The following is a 16,604-nucleotide window of genomic DNA, read 5'->3' as shown; positions in this document are numbered from 1 at the left end:
GAAAAAGGAGAATAGCCCATGAATATCTTTGAAGAACTCAAAGCCCGTGGCCTCGTCTTTCAAACGACAGACGAAGATGCCCTGATAAAAGCTTTAACAGAAGGGAACGTGGCCTATTATTCAGGCTATGACCCAACCGCAGACAGCCTTCACCTAGGTCACCTGGTACCGATCCTGGTCTGCCGTCACCTGCAACTAGCTGACCACAAACCTTTTCCACTTGTCGGTGGGGCAACTGGTCTCATCGGCGATCCCTCTTTCAAGGACACCGAACGTAGCCTTCAGACCAAAGAAACGGTTGATGGCTGGGTGGAAAAAATCCAAGGCCAACTCTCTCGTTTCTTAGATTTTGACAACGGAGACAACAAGGCTGTTATGACCAACAACTACGACTGGTTTGGCTCTATCAGCTTCATTGACTTCCTCCGCGATGTCGGCAAGTACTTCACTGTCAACTACATGATGAGTAAGGAATCTGTCAAAAAACGGATCGAGACCGGTATTTCCTACACCGAATTTGCCTACCAGATCATGCAGGGTTTTGACTTCTACGAGCTCAACCGCCTTCACAACGTGACCCTCCAAATCGGTGGATCTGACCAGTGGGGCAACATGACCGCAGGGACCGAACTCCTTCGCCGCAAGGCTGATGTCACAGGTCACGTCATCACTGTCCCCCTCATTACCGACAGCACTGGCAAGAAATTCGGCAAATCAGAAGGCAATGCCGTTTGGCTCGACGCTTCCAAAACATCTCCTTATGAGATGTACCAGTTCTGGCTCAACGTCATGGATGACGACGCTGTGCGCTTCTTGAAGATCTTTACCTTCCTATCCTTGGATGAGATTGCTGATATCGAGAAAGAATTTGATCAGGCGCGCCACCAGCGTCTGGCTCAAAAAGTCTTGGCACGTGAAGTCGTGACCCTGGTCCACGGACAAGAAGCCTACGAACAAGCCCTCAAAATCACGGAGCAACTCTTTGCTGGTAACATCAAGGAATTATCCGCTAGCGAGCTTAAGCAAGGCCTCAGCAACGTTCCAAACTACACTGTACAAGCTGATGATGACCGCAATATCGTTGAACTCTTGGTGACAGCAAGCATTGTCACTTCCAAACGCCAAGCCCGTGAAGATGTCCAAAACGGCGCTATCTCCATCAACGGCGACCGTATCCAAGACTTGGACTACCAAGTGTCAGATAGCGATAAAATCGACGGGGAATTGACCGTCATCCGTCGCGGCAAGAAAAAATACTTTGTACTGACTTACTAAAGCCAATCAAAAAACCTGTTAGGACCCATAACTCGGGTACTAGCAGGTTTTTCTTATCGTCTGTCTTAGGGACTAATCACTGGAAGCGCTCAACTGGAGTTTGTCATTTTTCACCCCAATTTTCAAGAGACTGCCACTCGGTAATTGACCAGCCAAAAGTTTTTCTGCCAACGGATCTTCCAAGTGGGTCTGAATAGCACGGCGCAGAGGCCTTGCCCCCATCTCTGGATCATAGCCTAACTTAGCCAGCAACTTTAGGGCAGACGGCTGAACCTTTGTCTCAATGCCCTTTTCTTCAAGACTAGCCAGCAAGGGCCGTATCATGACCTTGACCACTTCTTGCATGTGATCTTGGCTTAAACTATGGAAGACGATTTTCTCATCAATTCGGTTGATAAATTCTGGCCGATAGTGTTTTTTCAGCTCCTCGAAAATACGTTTTTCCATGTTCTCATGGTCAAAATTAATATCCTTGGCTCCAAATCCTACTGTCTTATCATCCCGAAGCGCTGTCGCCCCAAGATTGGATGTCATGATAATCAGCGTATTTGAAAAATCTACCTTGCGTCCCCGACTATCTGTCAGCTGCCCATCATCCAGGACCTGAAGCAGGATGTTAAAGGTATCCGGATGGGCCTTTTCAACCTCATCAAAGAGAAGGACCGAGTAAGGTTTGTGACGTACTTTTTCCGTCAACTCCCCACCCTCTTCATAGCCGACATAGCCTGGAGGCGCGCCGTTAAGGCGACTGGAGGCAAATTTTTCCATATACTCGCTCATGTCAAACCGAATCAAGGCTTCTTCATTATCAAAAAGCAACTCTGCCAAGGCCTTGGCCAGCTCCGTCTTACCGACTCCGGTCGGCCCCAAGAACATGAAGGAACCGATTGGGCGCTTGGTTTGACGGATACCAGATTGATTCCGACGGATGGCACGGCTGACTGCTGAGATAGCCGAATCCTGACCGATAACGCGCTTGTGCAATTCCGACTCAAGGTTAATATAGCGCTTGGCCTCCGTCTTAGTCAACTTGGTCAACGGAATACCGGATAAACGACTCAGTGTTTCTAGAATGTCTTCTGGACCAATTTCGACAGCTGAGCGCTTATCATCTTCAGCTAAAAGCTTTGAGGCGACTGACCATTTCCCAGCCATCAAGGCCTGGTCCAGGGCGTTCAATTCAGGCCGAATACCGGCAAATCCAGCGCGGTTCTGAGCAGTTGCTGCCGCCTCGTCCAAGAGGTCTATGGCTGAATCTGGCAGATTTTTGCTAGTCAAGTAGCGTTTGGCATAGCGGACCGCAACTTCGACGGCTTGATCCGTGATTGAAACCCTGTGGTGGGCTTCGTAGGCCGGTCGTAACCCTAATAGAATAGACTTGGCATCTGCCTCAGAAGGAGCATCTACGACAATTTTGGCAAACCGCCGAGATAGGGCTGAATCCTTCTCAATGTGTTTCTGAAATTCTTCTTGGGTGGTCGCGCCAATCATATGCAGGGTTCCGCGCGATAGGGCTGGCTTTAGGATATTGGCCGCATCCATGGTACTGTCAATGCCACTGCCACTGCCCATGATGGTGTGTAACTCATCCACAAACAGAATGACCTGACCGTCCTCTTCAATATCCTCGATGATATTATTCATCCGCTCCTCAAAATCACCCCTGAAGCGGGTTCCAGCAAGCACTGCCATCAGTTCTAATTCCATCACTCGCATCTTAGCCAAGCTCTCAGGAACCTCTCCTTTAGCAATCCGCTGAGCAAGCCCAAGGGCCAGAGCCGTTTTTCCAACCCCAGCAGCACCGACCAGTACAGGATTGTTCTTGGTTTTTCGACTCAACACCTGAATCATTCGAGAGATTTCTTCGTCCCGGCCAACAACAGGTTCCAAGAGCCCCTGCCTTGCTGCTTCTGTCAAGTCCTTGGTGTAGTCTTCCAGACCCCCGCTCGGCGTGCTAGGCATGCCCATCATATTCGGAGCCTGATGTCTGCTGCTGGCCTGGCCCTTCATCATGGCACGGATGGCCTTGATCTGTGCCTTGCCAATTCCAGCTTTTTGCTCCAAATTCTTACGCAGGTCCACCAAAGAAGGCTCGTTCTCTACTTGACCAGCCGTAAAACCAACTTCCTCTAGTACACGGCTGGCCACAGAAGAACCATCTAGAATAATGGCCAAAAGCAGGTGTTCCGTTCCCAACTCCTTGGCCTTAAGGCTTTGGGCAATGGACTCTGCAAAGGCCGTCAAGGCTTTCAAGCGTTTGGAATGAGGGAGGACATCAAAGTCTGCGACCTCTTCTAACATCTCTTTTTCAGTGATTTTGTAGATGGCACGATCATAGTCGTCAAAATCAAAGTCAAAATCCATCAAACTGGCGCCAGCAACCGACTCCAGATTTCCGATAAAACTCAACAAAACATGCCAGGATTCAACCGCCTGGCAACCGTAACGCTGGGCTAGAATTTGACCGTCTTCCCAAGCCACTCTCATACCGTGTGATAACTTCATACTCACTCTTTCCTATCTAGTTGTCGTATAATCTTTCTCAGTGCCCGCGCTCGAATCACAGGCGCATTCTCACCGAGGACTTCGTCTGTATTAATCGCCAAAAGCAAATTGCCTTCCCGCTCGGTCATCAAGCCTTGCTCATAGAGCATTTGCATAATATCCGTAAACACCTGTTGGCTCAATTGTTCCCCAAGGCTTAACCTGAGGCCCTCTAGGCGATGATGATGGTCTGAAAAATCAATCTTATCAATCCGGATATAGCCTCCGCCACCACGCTTGCTCTCCACAACATAGCCACGACTCTGCGTGAATCGGGTTTTGATCACATAATTAATCTGACTCGGCACCACCTGAAAGGAAGCTGCAATTTCACTGCGTTTAAGCTCAACAAAACCAGCCTTGGCTAACAGTCCCTTGATGTAGGCTTCGATACTGTCCGTCGTGTTTTTCGGCTCCATAGGTTACCTCCTCTGACTATCTTTGACTATTATTATACCGAAAATATGACCTTTTGAAAAGGAAAAAGGCGCTAAGACTTAAGAAGGCTGTTTTCGTTCTAAGCCTGAAAACCGAATGTCCTTCTCACTAAAAAAGACAGGATACACACAAAAACAGAGTAATACTCTTTGAAAATCAAAGATTGCCGTTGTCAACTTACTTCGATGAACTCCAGTTCTATCATCAACTTCATTTCCTCGGCTAGATTGATTTTCTTTGAATATATATTTAGTCGTGAAGACATCTCCCCACCAGAGGGAGTGTGGAGGACAAAAATCGGTAATTCGTCAGAATTCGATTTCCCCTCACCTCCCTAATTTTTAGGGTTCGGGCTAAAACGGTCTCTTCCCAGACCGTTTTACTCCCACCTCCGCACAGTTGAGTAGGGCAGTAAAAGCTGATGAAATTAGCGAATTAGAGCCCACTCAACCACTGCGTCTCGAATGACTATTCAAAAAATAATTGAGAGGCTAGGACTTTTGTCCCAACCTCACAACAACTAGTTATCCAAGGATTCCACATAGCGGTCTACTGCTAAAAGCGCAGCTGCCACATCGTCCGCTGTAATTTCAAACGGCATTTGATGAATGGTTTCCCCTTCAATTGTGGCTTGCTTGCCGACTTTGAGGAGGGTCTCGTAGTCCGCATCCGCCAAATGCAACTCTGCCAACCGTGTCGGAAGATTTAAGGCCTGGTAGAAGTGAATATATTTGTCTAACTCTTCCTTAGGACGATTTTCGAGGAACAATTGGGTCAGGGTCCCATAAGCAACCTTTTCCCCATGCGTCAGATGGTGGATGTCGCCTTCCAAGGCTGTAAAACCATTGTGAATCGCATGGGCAGCCGCAAGACCGGCACTCTCAAAACCGATACCACTCAACAAGGTATTGGCTTCGACAATATTCTCAAATGCAAGGGTGACAACCTGCGCCTGACAGCTGGCCATAGCCTGTAAACCATCCGCAAACAAGGTCTGCTCACAAACTTGGGCAATCGCAATCCCAGCAATCGTCTGGTGACCACCTGCCATGGTGGTGCCATTCTTTTGAATCACTGCACGTGCTTCGACCCAAGTAGCCAAGGCATCCGCAATCCCAGAAGCCAGTAAACGCGGTGGCGCCTGGCAGATCACTTGGGTATCCACCAGGACTAATTCTGGATTTTTAGAGTAGAAAATATATTTTTCAAAAGCCCCTTGATCGGTGTAAATAACAGACAGTGCGGAAGTCGGTGCGTCCGTTGAAGCAATCGTCGGAGCAATGACAACTGGTACCTGAAGGAGGTCCGCAATCGCCTTGGCACTATCGATGGTTTTTCCTCCCCCTAAACCGATAACAAAATCAGACTGACTTTCCTTTCCGATGGCAACCACACGGTTGACCTCATTGTCAGAAGCTTCTCCGTTAAAGGCCACTCGAGTCACTTTAAAACCTTCTGCTTCTAGGTAAGTAATCCAACCTTCTCCTACTATTTGATAGACGGTATCATCGCATAGCAAGAGCGGCTGTTTGCCTAAGTTAGTCAGATGCTCTGCACTTGAAAATAGCACCTTCTTTCCCTGTATATAGCGTGATGGACTTGCAAAAACTTTCATTTCTTCACCTCATTTTTATCAAGAGATATGTCTCTTATTTTCTGAGCCGTCGATTCGCTAACTGACCTCCCTTCTTTTCAATTAACGGTCACTGCATTTTTATTATACAATTTCTTTAAGGTTTGTTCAACTTTTAACAATGCTCTGAAAAAGCAATCAGCAAAAAGGCCAAGAAAACATTTTTCTAAGCCTTTATCATTCCTTATTCTATGAACTTCAACAGTCGATTTTCGATCCCTGAGAAGAGCAGATTGCCCGCTCGGCGATTTTTTGGATTTTGATGGTGGAGTTATTCTGGTAAATGACCCCATTGACCAATTCCCCATACGCAAAAAGGGTTGGTAAAAGGCCAAAGCGTGGCGAGATGACCTGAGCGGTTTCAGCTAGAACGCTGAGTCCTCCCTGCTCGTCAATTTGTATCAGCCGCTGATCAAGTAAATCCCTCAGCAAAGCCGTAGCCCTATCTTGGTTACTTGATTTGAGGTGATAACCTGTCGCATTGATAAGATGGGCTGCATGGTAGACCTTTCCAGTTTCTGCCTGAATCTTAAAACCATGCTCTGTCTCTGAAACATCCGTCACCTGATCCAAAAGACCCAATCGACCACTCCGACTAGCCTCCAAAATAGCCTCAGCAGAAATTTCAGGCATGGGATTGCGCAGGTTAATTATCTCTTTTTCATAGGTATCCTGGTACTTTTTCCGATCTGATCTGGTCATCAGAGGCCAGAGGTCGGTCAACCAATCGGCCACACGAGACGCCAATTGTTGCAATTGATAAAGCTCTTCAGGGTATTTTTTCGCCAAATCAAGACCATCTATTCCTGGACCTAAGTAAGTCTCACAGACCTTAGCCCAATCCTCAAATCCAAGCGCCTGTAATTCCCCTAACAAGAGGGCCTCGAAAGTCTCGAACGAAAAGTGAGCTTCCTGGCATAATTGGTCCAACTTGGCATCTGTCATAACCTCCCAATGAAGAGGCTTACCAGCCAAGATCCGAACCGTTGGAAAATAATTGGACCGAGAAAAAGCCATCACAGTTGTCTCAGGCTGGCTCAGCAACCATTTCAAGACATCCACCGCCGCAAGACCAGTACCAATAAGCGCAACCTCCTTAGCTGCCCCTAGGTCCTGTCCAAGATCCTTAAGAGGGTAGGGGTCTCCTATATAGTTTGAGTTTCCCTCCAGTTGATAGGGATCAATCGGCGGTAGATCACCACAAGCCAGATGCAGCTCATCAAAGATTACTTCATAAACCTGCCCATCAACCGTCACCTGCCATTGCTGCGTCCCTTGCAGATAGGTTAGCCCATCCACTCGGCTTAGCACAAGCTCTACTCCCAGCTGGTCGATCAAGTCTTGCCCTCTTTCAGACATATATTGCCCATAGAGCGAGCGACTGACATAGTCCTGATATGTCTCATAACCATTGTCTGTCATCCAGGCCACAAAGTCCGACATATCCCGATAGTCAAAGGAAATATCATCAACAGGTGAATTGATCAAGGCCAAATCTATATCTTCTTGAAAGGGAATGCCCCTACCAAAATGCAGCTGGTCATCAAAACAAATAATGCTCAGATTTTTTAACCTTGCTTTTTCCAAACGGGACAGGGCTAATAAAACCGCAAAGCCACTAACCCCCATTCCAATAATCCCAATTGTTCTTCTCATTACCGTATCCCCCTCAAGTTATCTTATCATAATCTACCTTATCTGTCCGCAAAAGAATAGGCTCATTTTCTGCCTCCGTCATGTTTTAGTGACTCTTGACTATTGGTCTAACCTCTATCTCTAACAAAGAAAAAGAACCTGACTCCTCTTTTAGTTTAATAGGAATCAGATTCTTTTTAATAATTGTCTTATTTAGGGTAACAATGATTCTAGAGCTATTATTTACCAAGAGCAGCAGCCATGGTTGCAGCTACTTCTGCTTCAAAATCGTTTGACCCTTTTTCGATACCGTCACCCACTTCAAAACGTTTGAAGTCAACCACTTTAGCACCTACGCTATCAAGGTAAGCTTCAACAGTCTTGCTGTCATCCATGATGTAAACTTGAGCAAGAAGGGTGTAGGCTTGGTCAACTTGGGTGTTGTCAAGCAAGAAACGATCTAATTTACCAGGCAAAATTTTGCCCCAGATTTGTTCTGGTTTGCCTTCTGCTGCCAATTCAGCCTTGATGTCTTCCTCTGCTTGTGCCAAAACATCCTCTGTCAACTGCGCTTTTGAACCATACTTCAAGAGTGGAAGAGCTGGTTTATCAACCATAGCACGGCTTTCATTGTCTTGTTCGATCTTGTGGTTCAATTGAGCCAATTCATCCTTAACAAATTGCGGATCTAATTCAGTGTAAGACAAAACAGTTGGTTTCATAGCAGCGATATGCATAGATACTTGCTTAGCAAGCGCTTCGTCGCCACCTTCGATTACTGAGATAACACCGATACGGCCACCATTATGTTGGTAAGCACCGAAGACTTGGTCATCCGTCTTTTCAATCAAAGCAAAACGACGGAAGGAAATCTTTTCACCAATAGTTGCGGTTGCTGATACAAAAGCCGCTTCCAAAGATTCACCAGAGGCAGTTGTCAAAGCAAGAGCTTCTGCATCAGTCGCCGGACGGCCTTTAGCAATCACTTCTGCCGCTTCTTTAACCAAGCTAACGAATTGATCGTTTTTAGCTACAAAGTCTGTTTCAGAGTTGACTTCAACAACAGCTGCGAAGTTGCCATCAACATAAACACCTGTCAAACCTTCTGCAGCAACACGGTCAGCTTTCTTAGCTGCCTTAGCCATCCCTTTTTCACGCAACAGCTCAATCGCTTTGTCGATGTCACCATCAGTTTCAACCAAGGCTTTTTTAGCGTCCATAACGCCAGCACCAGATTTTTCACGCAATTCTTTTACCAAAGCTGCAGTAATTTCTGCCATTATTAGTCCTCCATTTTTATAAAAAGGGGGAGGGCTGGGCCCGCCCCTTACGTTTTTTAACAATACAAATTATGCGTTGTCGCCTTCAACCACTTCAACGATTTCTTCGATAGATTCTGCTTCACCAGCTGATTCAGCCAATTCTGCTTCTACCGCTACAACGCTGTCTTCACCTTGACGACCTTCGATAATAGCATCAGCCATCTTAGCAGTGATTAATTTCACCGCACGGATAGCATCATCGTTTGATGGAATGATCACATCGATATCGTCTGGATCAGTGTTGGTATCAACCATAGCAACTACTGGGATACCCAATTTTTTAGCTTCTTTAACAGCGATTTGCTCTTTGTGTGGGTCAACCACGTACATCACATCTGGAATACGAGGCATATCTTCGATACCACCCAAGAATTTCTCAAGACGAGCCAATTGCTTGTTGAGCAAAGCAACTTCTTTCTTAGGCAATACTTCAAAAGTGCCGTTTGCTTCCATCTCTTTGATTTCTTTGAAGCGACGGATACGTTTTTGGATAGTGTCCCAGTTAGTAAGGGTACCACCCAACCAACGGTGGTTGATGTAGTATTGACCTGAACGCTCAGCTTCTTCTTTGATTGCTTCAGAAGCTTGTTTCTTAGTACCTACGAACAAAACGATGGCATCGTTAGCTGCTGCATCACGCACAAAGTCGTAAGCTTGGTCAGCCAATTTTACGGTTTGTTGAAGATCGATCACGTGGATACCGTTACGTTCAGTAAAGATGTACTTAGCCATCTTAGGGTTCCAGCGACGCGTTTGGTGACCAAAGTGTACACCAGCCTCAAGTAATTGTTTCATTGAAATAACTGCCATGAGTATTTCTCCTTTTTGTTTTTTCTACCTCTCCGAGATCTCAACTCGCAATGCCACCACACGGGCAACAGCATCACGATTCATCTCAGATGAGTATTTGTTGTTTTCACAACTTATTGAGTATATCAAAAAAAGAGTGGTTTGGCAAGGGATTTTATCTTTAAAATACGTCGCACACATGAAGAAAATGCATGCAAGCATTTTCTAGCTACATGCATTTTTCAAAAAAATCTTGAAAACATTCCGATAATCTGCACCATTCTGCTCATCCCACAGAAACTACACCCCAACTTTCATCTAAAAAGTGGACTACTTATCTAAGAAATCACTTTCTGAAATCGTCTTTTCTTCATGCATTTGCCCTGGGCACTGTAATCATAATTTTTATTGACAAAGCAATAATTTTTAGGTATAATAAAAATATATAAGTAAGCGCTTTTGCTCTATTTAAAAAGTTCTTGCTAAATATTTATGATTCGTGATGATGTTATCTATTACAGTTGGTTTTATAAATATTTACGATTTGAAACAAGGTGATTCATTTGAAATTATTGTTCAATCAAATGAAGATTCAAAAGGGCTAGATCTAGGTAAAGCTCATTAAAAACTATAATTTTCTAATCATTAGGTATGTCGCATTTAAAATTATGAAAACTAAATGAGGTTTAAGGTTAAATCCAAATTATTTTATAAATTGAGAGGAGGAGTTATGTGAAACGAAATAAGCCTAGAGCTTTTATTATTATTCTGTTCTTATTTGCGACTTTTTTAAATCTATATCTCATTTTTGGTAAGGATAAACCCATATATTACTTGGTTGAGATTTTCTATATCTTTTTGTTATTAGTAGGCATTTATCGGACATCTAAAAAAAGGAGAAAAAAATAAAAAAGTTACCTATCTTCTAACTACTATATTATTTATATTAAGCACACTGAGTTTTCCAGTCCAGACGTTATATGCTAATACAATTAGTTATTCTGATAATAATGTTCAATTCTTATCTGATGCTGAAGAGGGGTTACAAATTACCATAGAAGAGAAATCGACAGGCTTATCGAACGTGATACGTTATGATAATTCTTCCAAGACATCAGGTGTGATATATGACAATTTTGGAAGGGGACATAATTTCTTAGTTGATTCTTCTGGAGTTTGGATCGATGGTTTATGAATCATTGAAAGAATATCTGTTACTTCAAATGAAGAGGAAGTACATTCAGTTGAGTATGCAATGCCTTTTGCAGAAAGATGGACAAAATTTAACGTTTTTAGAACTAGACAGTCTTACTACGATGCAATCGCCGGAATTGGCCTTAGTGCTGTATTAGCCCTGATTCCAGGGTGGCAAGGAGAGGCTATTGGCTTTGTAGCGGGTGCTGCACACACACTATATACAACTTTCGGTAAAACAGAGTTATACTTAGAGATCGTTCAATATCACAATTCAAACTATACGTTAATTAAGGATGTTATAAACGCATATCATAACTCAGACTATACTGGGTTAGTTAGCACTACAAGCCACACTTTCAGACCATTTAGTTAAAATCTATAATTAAGTTTACGAATTTGGGGGTCTTTGCCAGCTGTAATGGGTTAACGAAAACGTCGCACACATGAAGAAAATGCATGTAACCTTTTTCTAGCTACATGCATTTTCTTTTCATGCGTTTGGCATGACTTTAAAAGAAGGAAAAGTAGAGTTTCCTCTACCTTTGCCCCTAATCTTGAGTTGTGTTTTGCGTGCTAACTTCTTCTTTCCAATTGTTGAAATCATCCTCATCTTCTTGGTTGTCACGCACAACTTTTGCCACAGTAAAAGACGATGAAATCAATCCAATGGAAGCCATGAGGTAGTAGCCCTTAACCATCAATGGCTCCTTCAGAGTGTACAAGCCAATCAACATCATGCCTACGAAAAGCAAGAATGACGACCAAGCCATCATGGTAAATGCTGGGGTGTTACGATAAAATTTGCGTTTAACTTTGTTCATCAGAATTCCCTCCTAAAACTTATTGGTTCTGAATATATTCATTATAGCATAATTTCTATCCTTGTAAACAATCACCTATCCCTCTAATGTGACATCCCTAAACATTAGTCCAGTCTATTAGCGCTATAATTTTGAGCTGATTACTTGGTTTTGAAATTGGCTTTCAGAAAACATCTCTCTCAAGTAAAACGATTTCTCTTCTTCCACGGATTCCTCACAATTTTTCTTGACAAGAGGCCCTTTTTACGGTAGAATGTTATCTGTTACGGCGGTATAGCCAAGTGGTAAGGCACGGCTCTGCAAAAGCTTGATCGTCGGTTCAAATCCGTCTACCGCCTTAAAGATAAGAATCTTTCTTGCTTTTACAAAGAAAAAAGCCCCTGAAATGGGGCTTTTTGATGTTTTGCTCAGTTAAGTATGGAGAAGTTGGTGGGCAAACGGTGGACAGCCCCTCCTACTAAACATCAAGTTCCCAATTTTCTCTCAGAAGCCGGCTTTAACTTGAATCAAAGGCCATTTTCTGCTATACTGGGTAAAATTTTGGGAGGTGTCTCTATGCAAAAACTTCAAACGGGTAGCCACATCCGCATCGTCAGCCCATCTAGTTCTATTGAGCGCTTGGGTGGTTTTGAGGCTAATCTGTCTGCCAAGGAAGCCCTGGAAAAACTGGGTTTTATAGTATCCTTCTCCAGCAATTACTTTGAGAATGACATGTTTTACTCGGCCAGCATTGCTAGCCGGGTGGCTGACTTGCATGAGGCCTTTGCAGACAAGTCTGTCGATGCCATCCTGACCACCATCGGTGGCTTCAATTGCAACGAACTCTTGCCCTATCTGGACTATGACCTGATTGCCCAGAACCCCAAAATCTTCTGCGGTTATTCGGACACGACTGCCCTGATCAACGCCATCTATGCCAAGACAGGGCTTGTGACCTACATGGGTCCCAGCTACTCTAGTTTTAAGATGGTGGAAGGGCAGGCCTACCAAACCCAATCTTGGTTGACCGCTCTGACCCAGGACAGCTATGACCTGGTGCCAAGTCCAGAATGGTCCAGCGATGCCTGGTATGATCCCAGCCTGCCACGGACTTTCTTCCCGACAGAATGGAAGGTCTACAACCATGGTCAGGCTCAAGGCATCGCCATCGGTGGCAACATCTCAACCTTGAACCTGCTGACGGGGACAGAGTTTGCACCCCGAACAGACAAGTATGTTTTATTCTTGGAAGAGTGCGAGGGAGATCCTTATATGATTATCGGGCGTCACCTAACTGCCCTTCTCCAAGCCTATCCAAATCCTCAGGCTGTCCTTCTCGGCCGGTTTCCTAAGGAAACGGAGATGACAGAAGAGCTCTTGCTGGCCATGCTGGACAAGCACCCTGTCCTTAAAACCATTCCAGTCCTCTATGACCTGGACTTTGCCCACACCCAGCCTCTCTTTACCGTAACCATCGGTGGACAATGTAGGATCGATACCCGCACCCTATCCATCCACCTGACAGAAGAAACCTAAAAAAGGGGCAGTCTGACAAAACGTCAGGCGACCCCTTTTTTATAATAATCTGAGCAGCTTTTATAGCTCTGCGATTTGACTCATATTCACTTCTGCGACCGTATCGTTACCAAACATGGAAATAATCATCTTAACCTTGTTGTTGTCAATTTCGGAAACCTTACCTTCGTAGCCAGAAAAAGCTCCATCAATGATCCGCACTGTGTCTCCCACACGGACATCAATAGCAAATTCTTGAACGCTTTGTCCCATAGAAGCCAAAATCGCACGAATCTCTTCTTCCAAAAGTGGTGTTGGTTTGGAACGGTTCCCGTGAGAGCCAACAAACCCTGTAACGTTCGGTGTGTTACGCACCACAAACCAAGCCTCATCGGTCATGACCATCTCAACTAGCACATAACCAGGGAAGCGATTTTCTTCGACTTCCTTCATCTGTCCTTTTTTCTCAACCTGAACGGTCTGGGTTGGGATTTCCACGCGCAAGATGTTTTCTAACATGTTGTAGGTCTGTGCCCTTTGCAAGAGGTTTTCCTTGACCTTATTCTCATAGCCTGAGTAGGTTTGCAAAACAAACCAGCCTTTATCAAAACTATCCATCTGATTTTTCCTTTCAAAAAAGAGCCTAATGGCTCCTTTATTTGTATCTATTATATCATAAAACTAAAGCTTGCCAACATTTTTAGAATAAATTTATCAAGCTCAGAACACCACGCGAAATGAATAGGTCGTAGAGGTAGATAACTGCCACGAAAAAGGCGGTGTACTCTAAAACAGACAAGAAGTCTGACCATCGTTGCTGTCTATCTGGCCAAGTCGTATCGGCCAAGATTTGAAGGGTATCACTAATGAATTTCATATCTTCTCCTATCTCGTTTCCTTGTGGGAAGTATAACCACCACAATGTTTACAAAATTTATTAACTTCTAGACGTACAGGCTTGGGGTTACTGCTGAGTTTGATGGAATAATTTCTCGAACCACAGGTTGTACAGGCTAGACTTCCTTTTTTTAATGCCATTTCAAGCCTCCATATCTTTGCTATTATAGCATTTAAAAGCCGATTTGACAAGTTATTGGAACAAACTCACAACAGTTTCCCAAAGATTTTGAGCTTTTTCAGGAATGTTGGCGTCTTCAATAGCCTGCTTAGCTTGTTCCATCAGGTTTTGGGCATGGTCTCGAATGGTCTCTAAGATTTGACCAGCTGTGTCTTCTTGCTCAGGACTATTTACTGGCGCTATGCCGTTTTCTGCATAGGTGTTTTCCGCCGTAAAGCTCGTCCCTGCCGTATAAGGAAGGATGCTGTTAGCCACCGTTTGGAAAATAGCTGACGCTTGGTTTGACGAGGAACCTTCGAGGTAGTGGGTTTCATCTGTTTTTGAAAAGCCCAGCCAAGAGCTAATCACCACATCTGGCGTGTAACCAATCACCCATTGGTCACTGGCCACATTGGGGTCAAAACTCGTCTCTGTCGTTCCTGTCTTACCAGCCATAATATAGTTATAAGGTGCTGCGTAAACACCCGTACCATTTGAGAAGGTTCCCAGCATCATGCTGGTCATTTTTTGAGCGACACTGCTGTCCATGACCTTGGTCTTGGTCGACTGGTGGTTTTTCAGGACCCTGCCATTAGCCGTTTCAATCCGAAGGATCAAGTGAGCATCGTGCATGACGCCTTGGTTGGCAAAGGCGGAATAGGCCTGGGCCATCTCAAGTGGATTGGTGACAACGCCACCGCCTAAAGCAACCCCCAAGGCTTGAGGTACCTTGTCCATCTTAAGCCCAAATTTTTTCCCGTAGGTGAAAGCCTTATCGATCCCCAATTGGTTGAGGGTCGCTACAGCAGGGAGGTTTAGCGACTGGGCCAGGGCTTGGTACATGGGCGCTGTTCCTGTCTCCGTCCTTGAACCAGCATAGTTGTCCAAAGTATAATCCCCATAGGTGGTGGTGGTATTGTCCAACTCTTTTTCCGGCGACCAACCTGCAGCGATAGCTGGTGTGTAGACCACTAGAGGCTTGATCGTAGAACCTGGACTGCGTTCAGACTGGGTGGCGTAGTTGAAGCTTCGGTAAACAAAGTTTTCACTGGAATTGACTCGACCAACTAATGCCCTCACCGCACCTGTCTTGGGATCTAGCGCCACCGAAGCGGACTGGGCCATTTCCCCATCGCTATAGGCAACCGGAAAGAGACTATCTTCGTTATAAACAGCCTGCATATTGGCCTGGTAATTTTGGTCAAGGGCAGTGTAAATCCGATAGCCGCTGTTCACGATGTCACTCTCTTTGAGCCCGTAGCGGGAAATTGCTTCATTGATAACCGCATCAAAGTAGGACGGGTAAACGTACTTGCTGCTACGGCCGGTATAGTCATCCTGCAACTGGCTAGACATATCGACCGCAGCGGACTCATCAGCGGTCGCTTGGTCAATGTAGCCTGCATCAACCATGACCTGGATGACCGTGTCCCGGCGGTTGATGGCATTCTGGAGAGAATAATAAGGGTTATAAATCTCAGGCCCCTTGAGCATACCGGCCAAGGTCGCCGCTTGGGACAGGCTTAACTGGCTGGCTGACACTCCAAAGTATTTGAGACTGGCGTCTTCTACGCCCCAGACCCCGCTTCCAAAGTAGGCGTTGTTGAGGTACATGGCTAGAATTTCGTCTTTGCTGTACTTCTTAGTCAATTCCAAGGCTAGAAAGAATTCCTTGGCCTTACGGGTCACGGTCTGTTCCTGAGTCAAGTAGGCGTTCTTAGCCAGCTGCTGGGTGATGGTCGAGCCACCCCCAGACTTGCCGAAGGTTAAAATGGCTAGTGCAAAACGGGAGAAGTTGATGCCCGAATTCTGGTAGAAGGTCCTGTCCTCTGTGGCGATCACTGCCTGCTCCATATAATCCGAAATAGCGTCCAATTCGACATAGGTCCCTTTCTGGCCAGACAGACTGCCCGCTTCCACGGAATCCTTGTCATAAATAATGGTTGTCGCTTGAAGGGCTGCCTGGAGGTCTTCGACATTGGCCGTCTTAGCGAGGAAGAAAAGCCAACCTCCCAGCGTCACCCCAACAGTTGCCATCAAAATCAGCAAAATCTTAGTTAAATGGTAGCGACGCCAAAACCTCTTGAAGGGAGATTGCCCTTTTTTCTTGGTGGATTGGGCCTTTTTTCCTGCCCTGCTGAGGCGGGAAGACTCCTCCTGCTTAGGGCTATCATCTTGCGCCAAGTCATTTTCAGTTGCTTCCTGATTTTCAACTTCTTCTTCCATAAAATATTTCTTTAAAACATGGTCAAATTTCTTCTTTTCTGTCATGGAAACTCTCTCGCCAGAACAAGTATCTGGCGATCTCCTTTCTTGAAAACTGATTCTATTATACTATAAGGTGAATTTTTCGTCTCTCCGGAACCCTTTTAAGGTCTTCTCCCCACCATTTATGGTAG

13 protein-coding genes and 1 tRNA gene are annotated in these 16,604 nt (G+C 45.1%); 3 read left to right on the top strand and 11 right to left on the bottom strand.

Annotation, left to right across the window (positions count from 1 at the left end):
* Positions 1-18 precede the first annotated feature (18 nt).
* Positions 19-1,275: a tyrosine--tRNA ligase gene (tyrS, locus tag ABID29_RS06855; RefSeq protein WP_354365354.1), complete on the top strand. Its 1,257-nt coding sequence runs from the start codon at positions 19-21 to the stop codon at positions 1,273-1,275.
* Between the two features lie 72 nt (positions 1,276-1,347).
* Here tyrS and ABID29_RS06850 read toward each other — a convergent pair whose 3' ends face one another.
* The 7 genes from ABID29_RS06850 to ABID29_RS06820 form a co-directional block, all read right to left on the bottom strand.
* Entirely contained in the window at positions 1,348-3,780 is a 2,433-nt protein-coding gene (locus tag ABID29_RS06850; protein WP_354365353.1) for an ATP-dependent Clp protease ATP-binding subunit, read from the bottom strand.
* Positions 3,781-3,782: 2 nt separating this feature from the next.
* On the bottom strand, positions 3,783-4,238 hold the full coding sequence (locus tag ABID29_RS06845; RefSeq protein WP_354365351.1) for a CtsR family transcriptional regulator: 456 nt from the start codon (positions 4,236-4,238) through the stop codon (positions 3,783-3,785).
* A gap of 539 nt (positions 4,239-4,777) precedes the next feature.
* Positions 4,778-5,872 carry a glycerol dehydrogenase gene (locus ABID29_RS06840; RefSeq protein WP_354365349.1) on the bottom strand — a complete coding sequence of 365 codons (1,095 nt, stop codon included), beginning with the start codon at positions 5,870-5,872 and terminating at the stop codon, positions 4,778-4,780.
* 216 nt (positions 5,873-6,088) lie between these two features.
* The gene (locus ABID29_RS06835; RefSeq protein ID WP_354365348.1) at positions 6,089-7,546 is read right to left on the bottom strand and encodes an FAD/NAD(P)-binding protein; all 1,458 of its coding nucleotides are present in this window, start codon (positions 7,544-7,546) and stop codon (positions 6,089-6,091) included.
* Between the two features lie 218 nt (positions 7,547-7,764).
* The gene (gene tsf, locus ABID29_RS06830; protein WP_354365347.1) at positions 7,765-8,805 is read right to left on the bottom strand and encodes a translation elongation factor Ts; all 1,041 of its coding nucleotides are present in this window, start codon (positions 8,803-8,805) and stop codon (positions 7,765-7,767) included.
* A gap of 69 nt (positions 8,806-8,874) precedes the next feature.
* Positions 8,875-9,657, bottom strand: a complete 783-nt coding sequence (rpsB, locus tag ABID29_RS06825; protein WP_354365344.1) for a 30S ribosomal protein S2 — start codon at positions 9,655-9,657, stop codon at positions 8,875-8,877.
* Between the two features lie 1,724 nt (positions 9,658-11,381).
* On the bottom strand, positions 11,382-11,654 hold the full coding sequence (locus ABID29_RS06820) for a YiaA/YiaB family inner membrane protein (protein WP_168549818.1): 273 nt from the start codon (positions 11,652-11,654) through the stop codon (positions 11,382-11,384).
* Between the two features lie 267 nt (positions 11,655-11,921).
* On the opposite strand from ABID29_RS06820, the gene ABID29_RS06815 reads away from it, so the two are divergent.
* Both ABID29_RS06815 and ABID29_RS06810 read left to right on the top strand, forming a co-directional pair.
* Positions 11,922-11,992, top strand: a tRNA-Cys gene (locus ABID29_RS06815).
* Positions 11,993-12,209: 217 nt separating this feature from the next.
* Positions 12,210-13,169 (top strand): S66 family peptidase, encoded by a 960-nt coding sequence (locus ABID29_RS06810; RefSeq protein ID WP_354365342.1) that lies wholly within the window; start codon positions 12,210-12,212, stop codon positions 13,167-13,169.
* 60 nt (positions 13,170-13,229) lie between these two features.
* Here ABID29_RS06810 and nusG read toward each other — a convergent pair whose 3' ends face one another.
* The 4 genes from nusG to pbp2a form a co-directional block, all read right to left on the bottom strand.
* The gene (gene nusG / locus ABID29_RS06805; protein WP_168549820.1) at positions 13,230-13,766 is read right to left on the bottom strand and encodes a transcription termination/antitermination protein NusG; all 537 of its coding nucleotides are present in this window, start codon (positions 13,764-13,766) and stop codon (positions 13,230-13,232) included.
* Positions 13,767-13,848: 82 nt separating this feature from the next.
* Positions 13,849-14,025 (bottom strand): preprotein translocase subunit SecE, encoded by a 177-nt coding sequence (gene secE, locus ABID29_RS06800; RefSeq protein WP_354365341.1) that lies wholly within the window; start codon positions 14,023-14,025, stop codon positions 13,849-13,851.
* Between the two features lie 8 nt (positions 14,026-14,033).
* Positions 14,034-14,186: a 50S ribosomal protein L33 gene (gene rpmG / locus ABID29_RS06795; protein WP_168549822.1), complete on the bottom strand. Its 153-nt coding sequence runs from the start codon at positions 14,184-14,186 to the stop codon at positions 14,034-14,036.
* Positions 14,187-14,238: 52 nt separating this feature from the next.
* Positions 14,239-16,476, bottom strand: a complete 2,238-nt coding sequence (gene pbp2a / locus ABID29_RS06790; protein ID WP_354365340.1) for a penicillin-binding protein PBP2A — start codon at positions 16,474-16,476, stop codon at positions 14,239-14,241.
* Between the last annotated feature and the right edge of the window lie 128 nt (positions 16,477-16,604).

This window comes from Streptococcus rupicaprae (assembly GCF_040545225.1).
Taxonomy (GTDB): domain Bacteria; phylum Bacillota; class Bacilli; order Lactobacillales; family Streptococcaceae; genus Streptococcus; species Streptococcus rupicaprae.
This window is presented reverse-complemented; position numbering and strand designations above follow the sequence as displayed.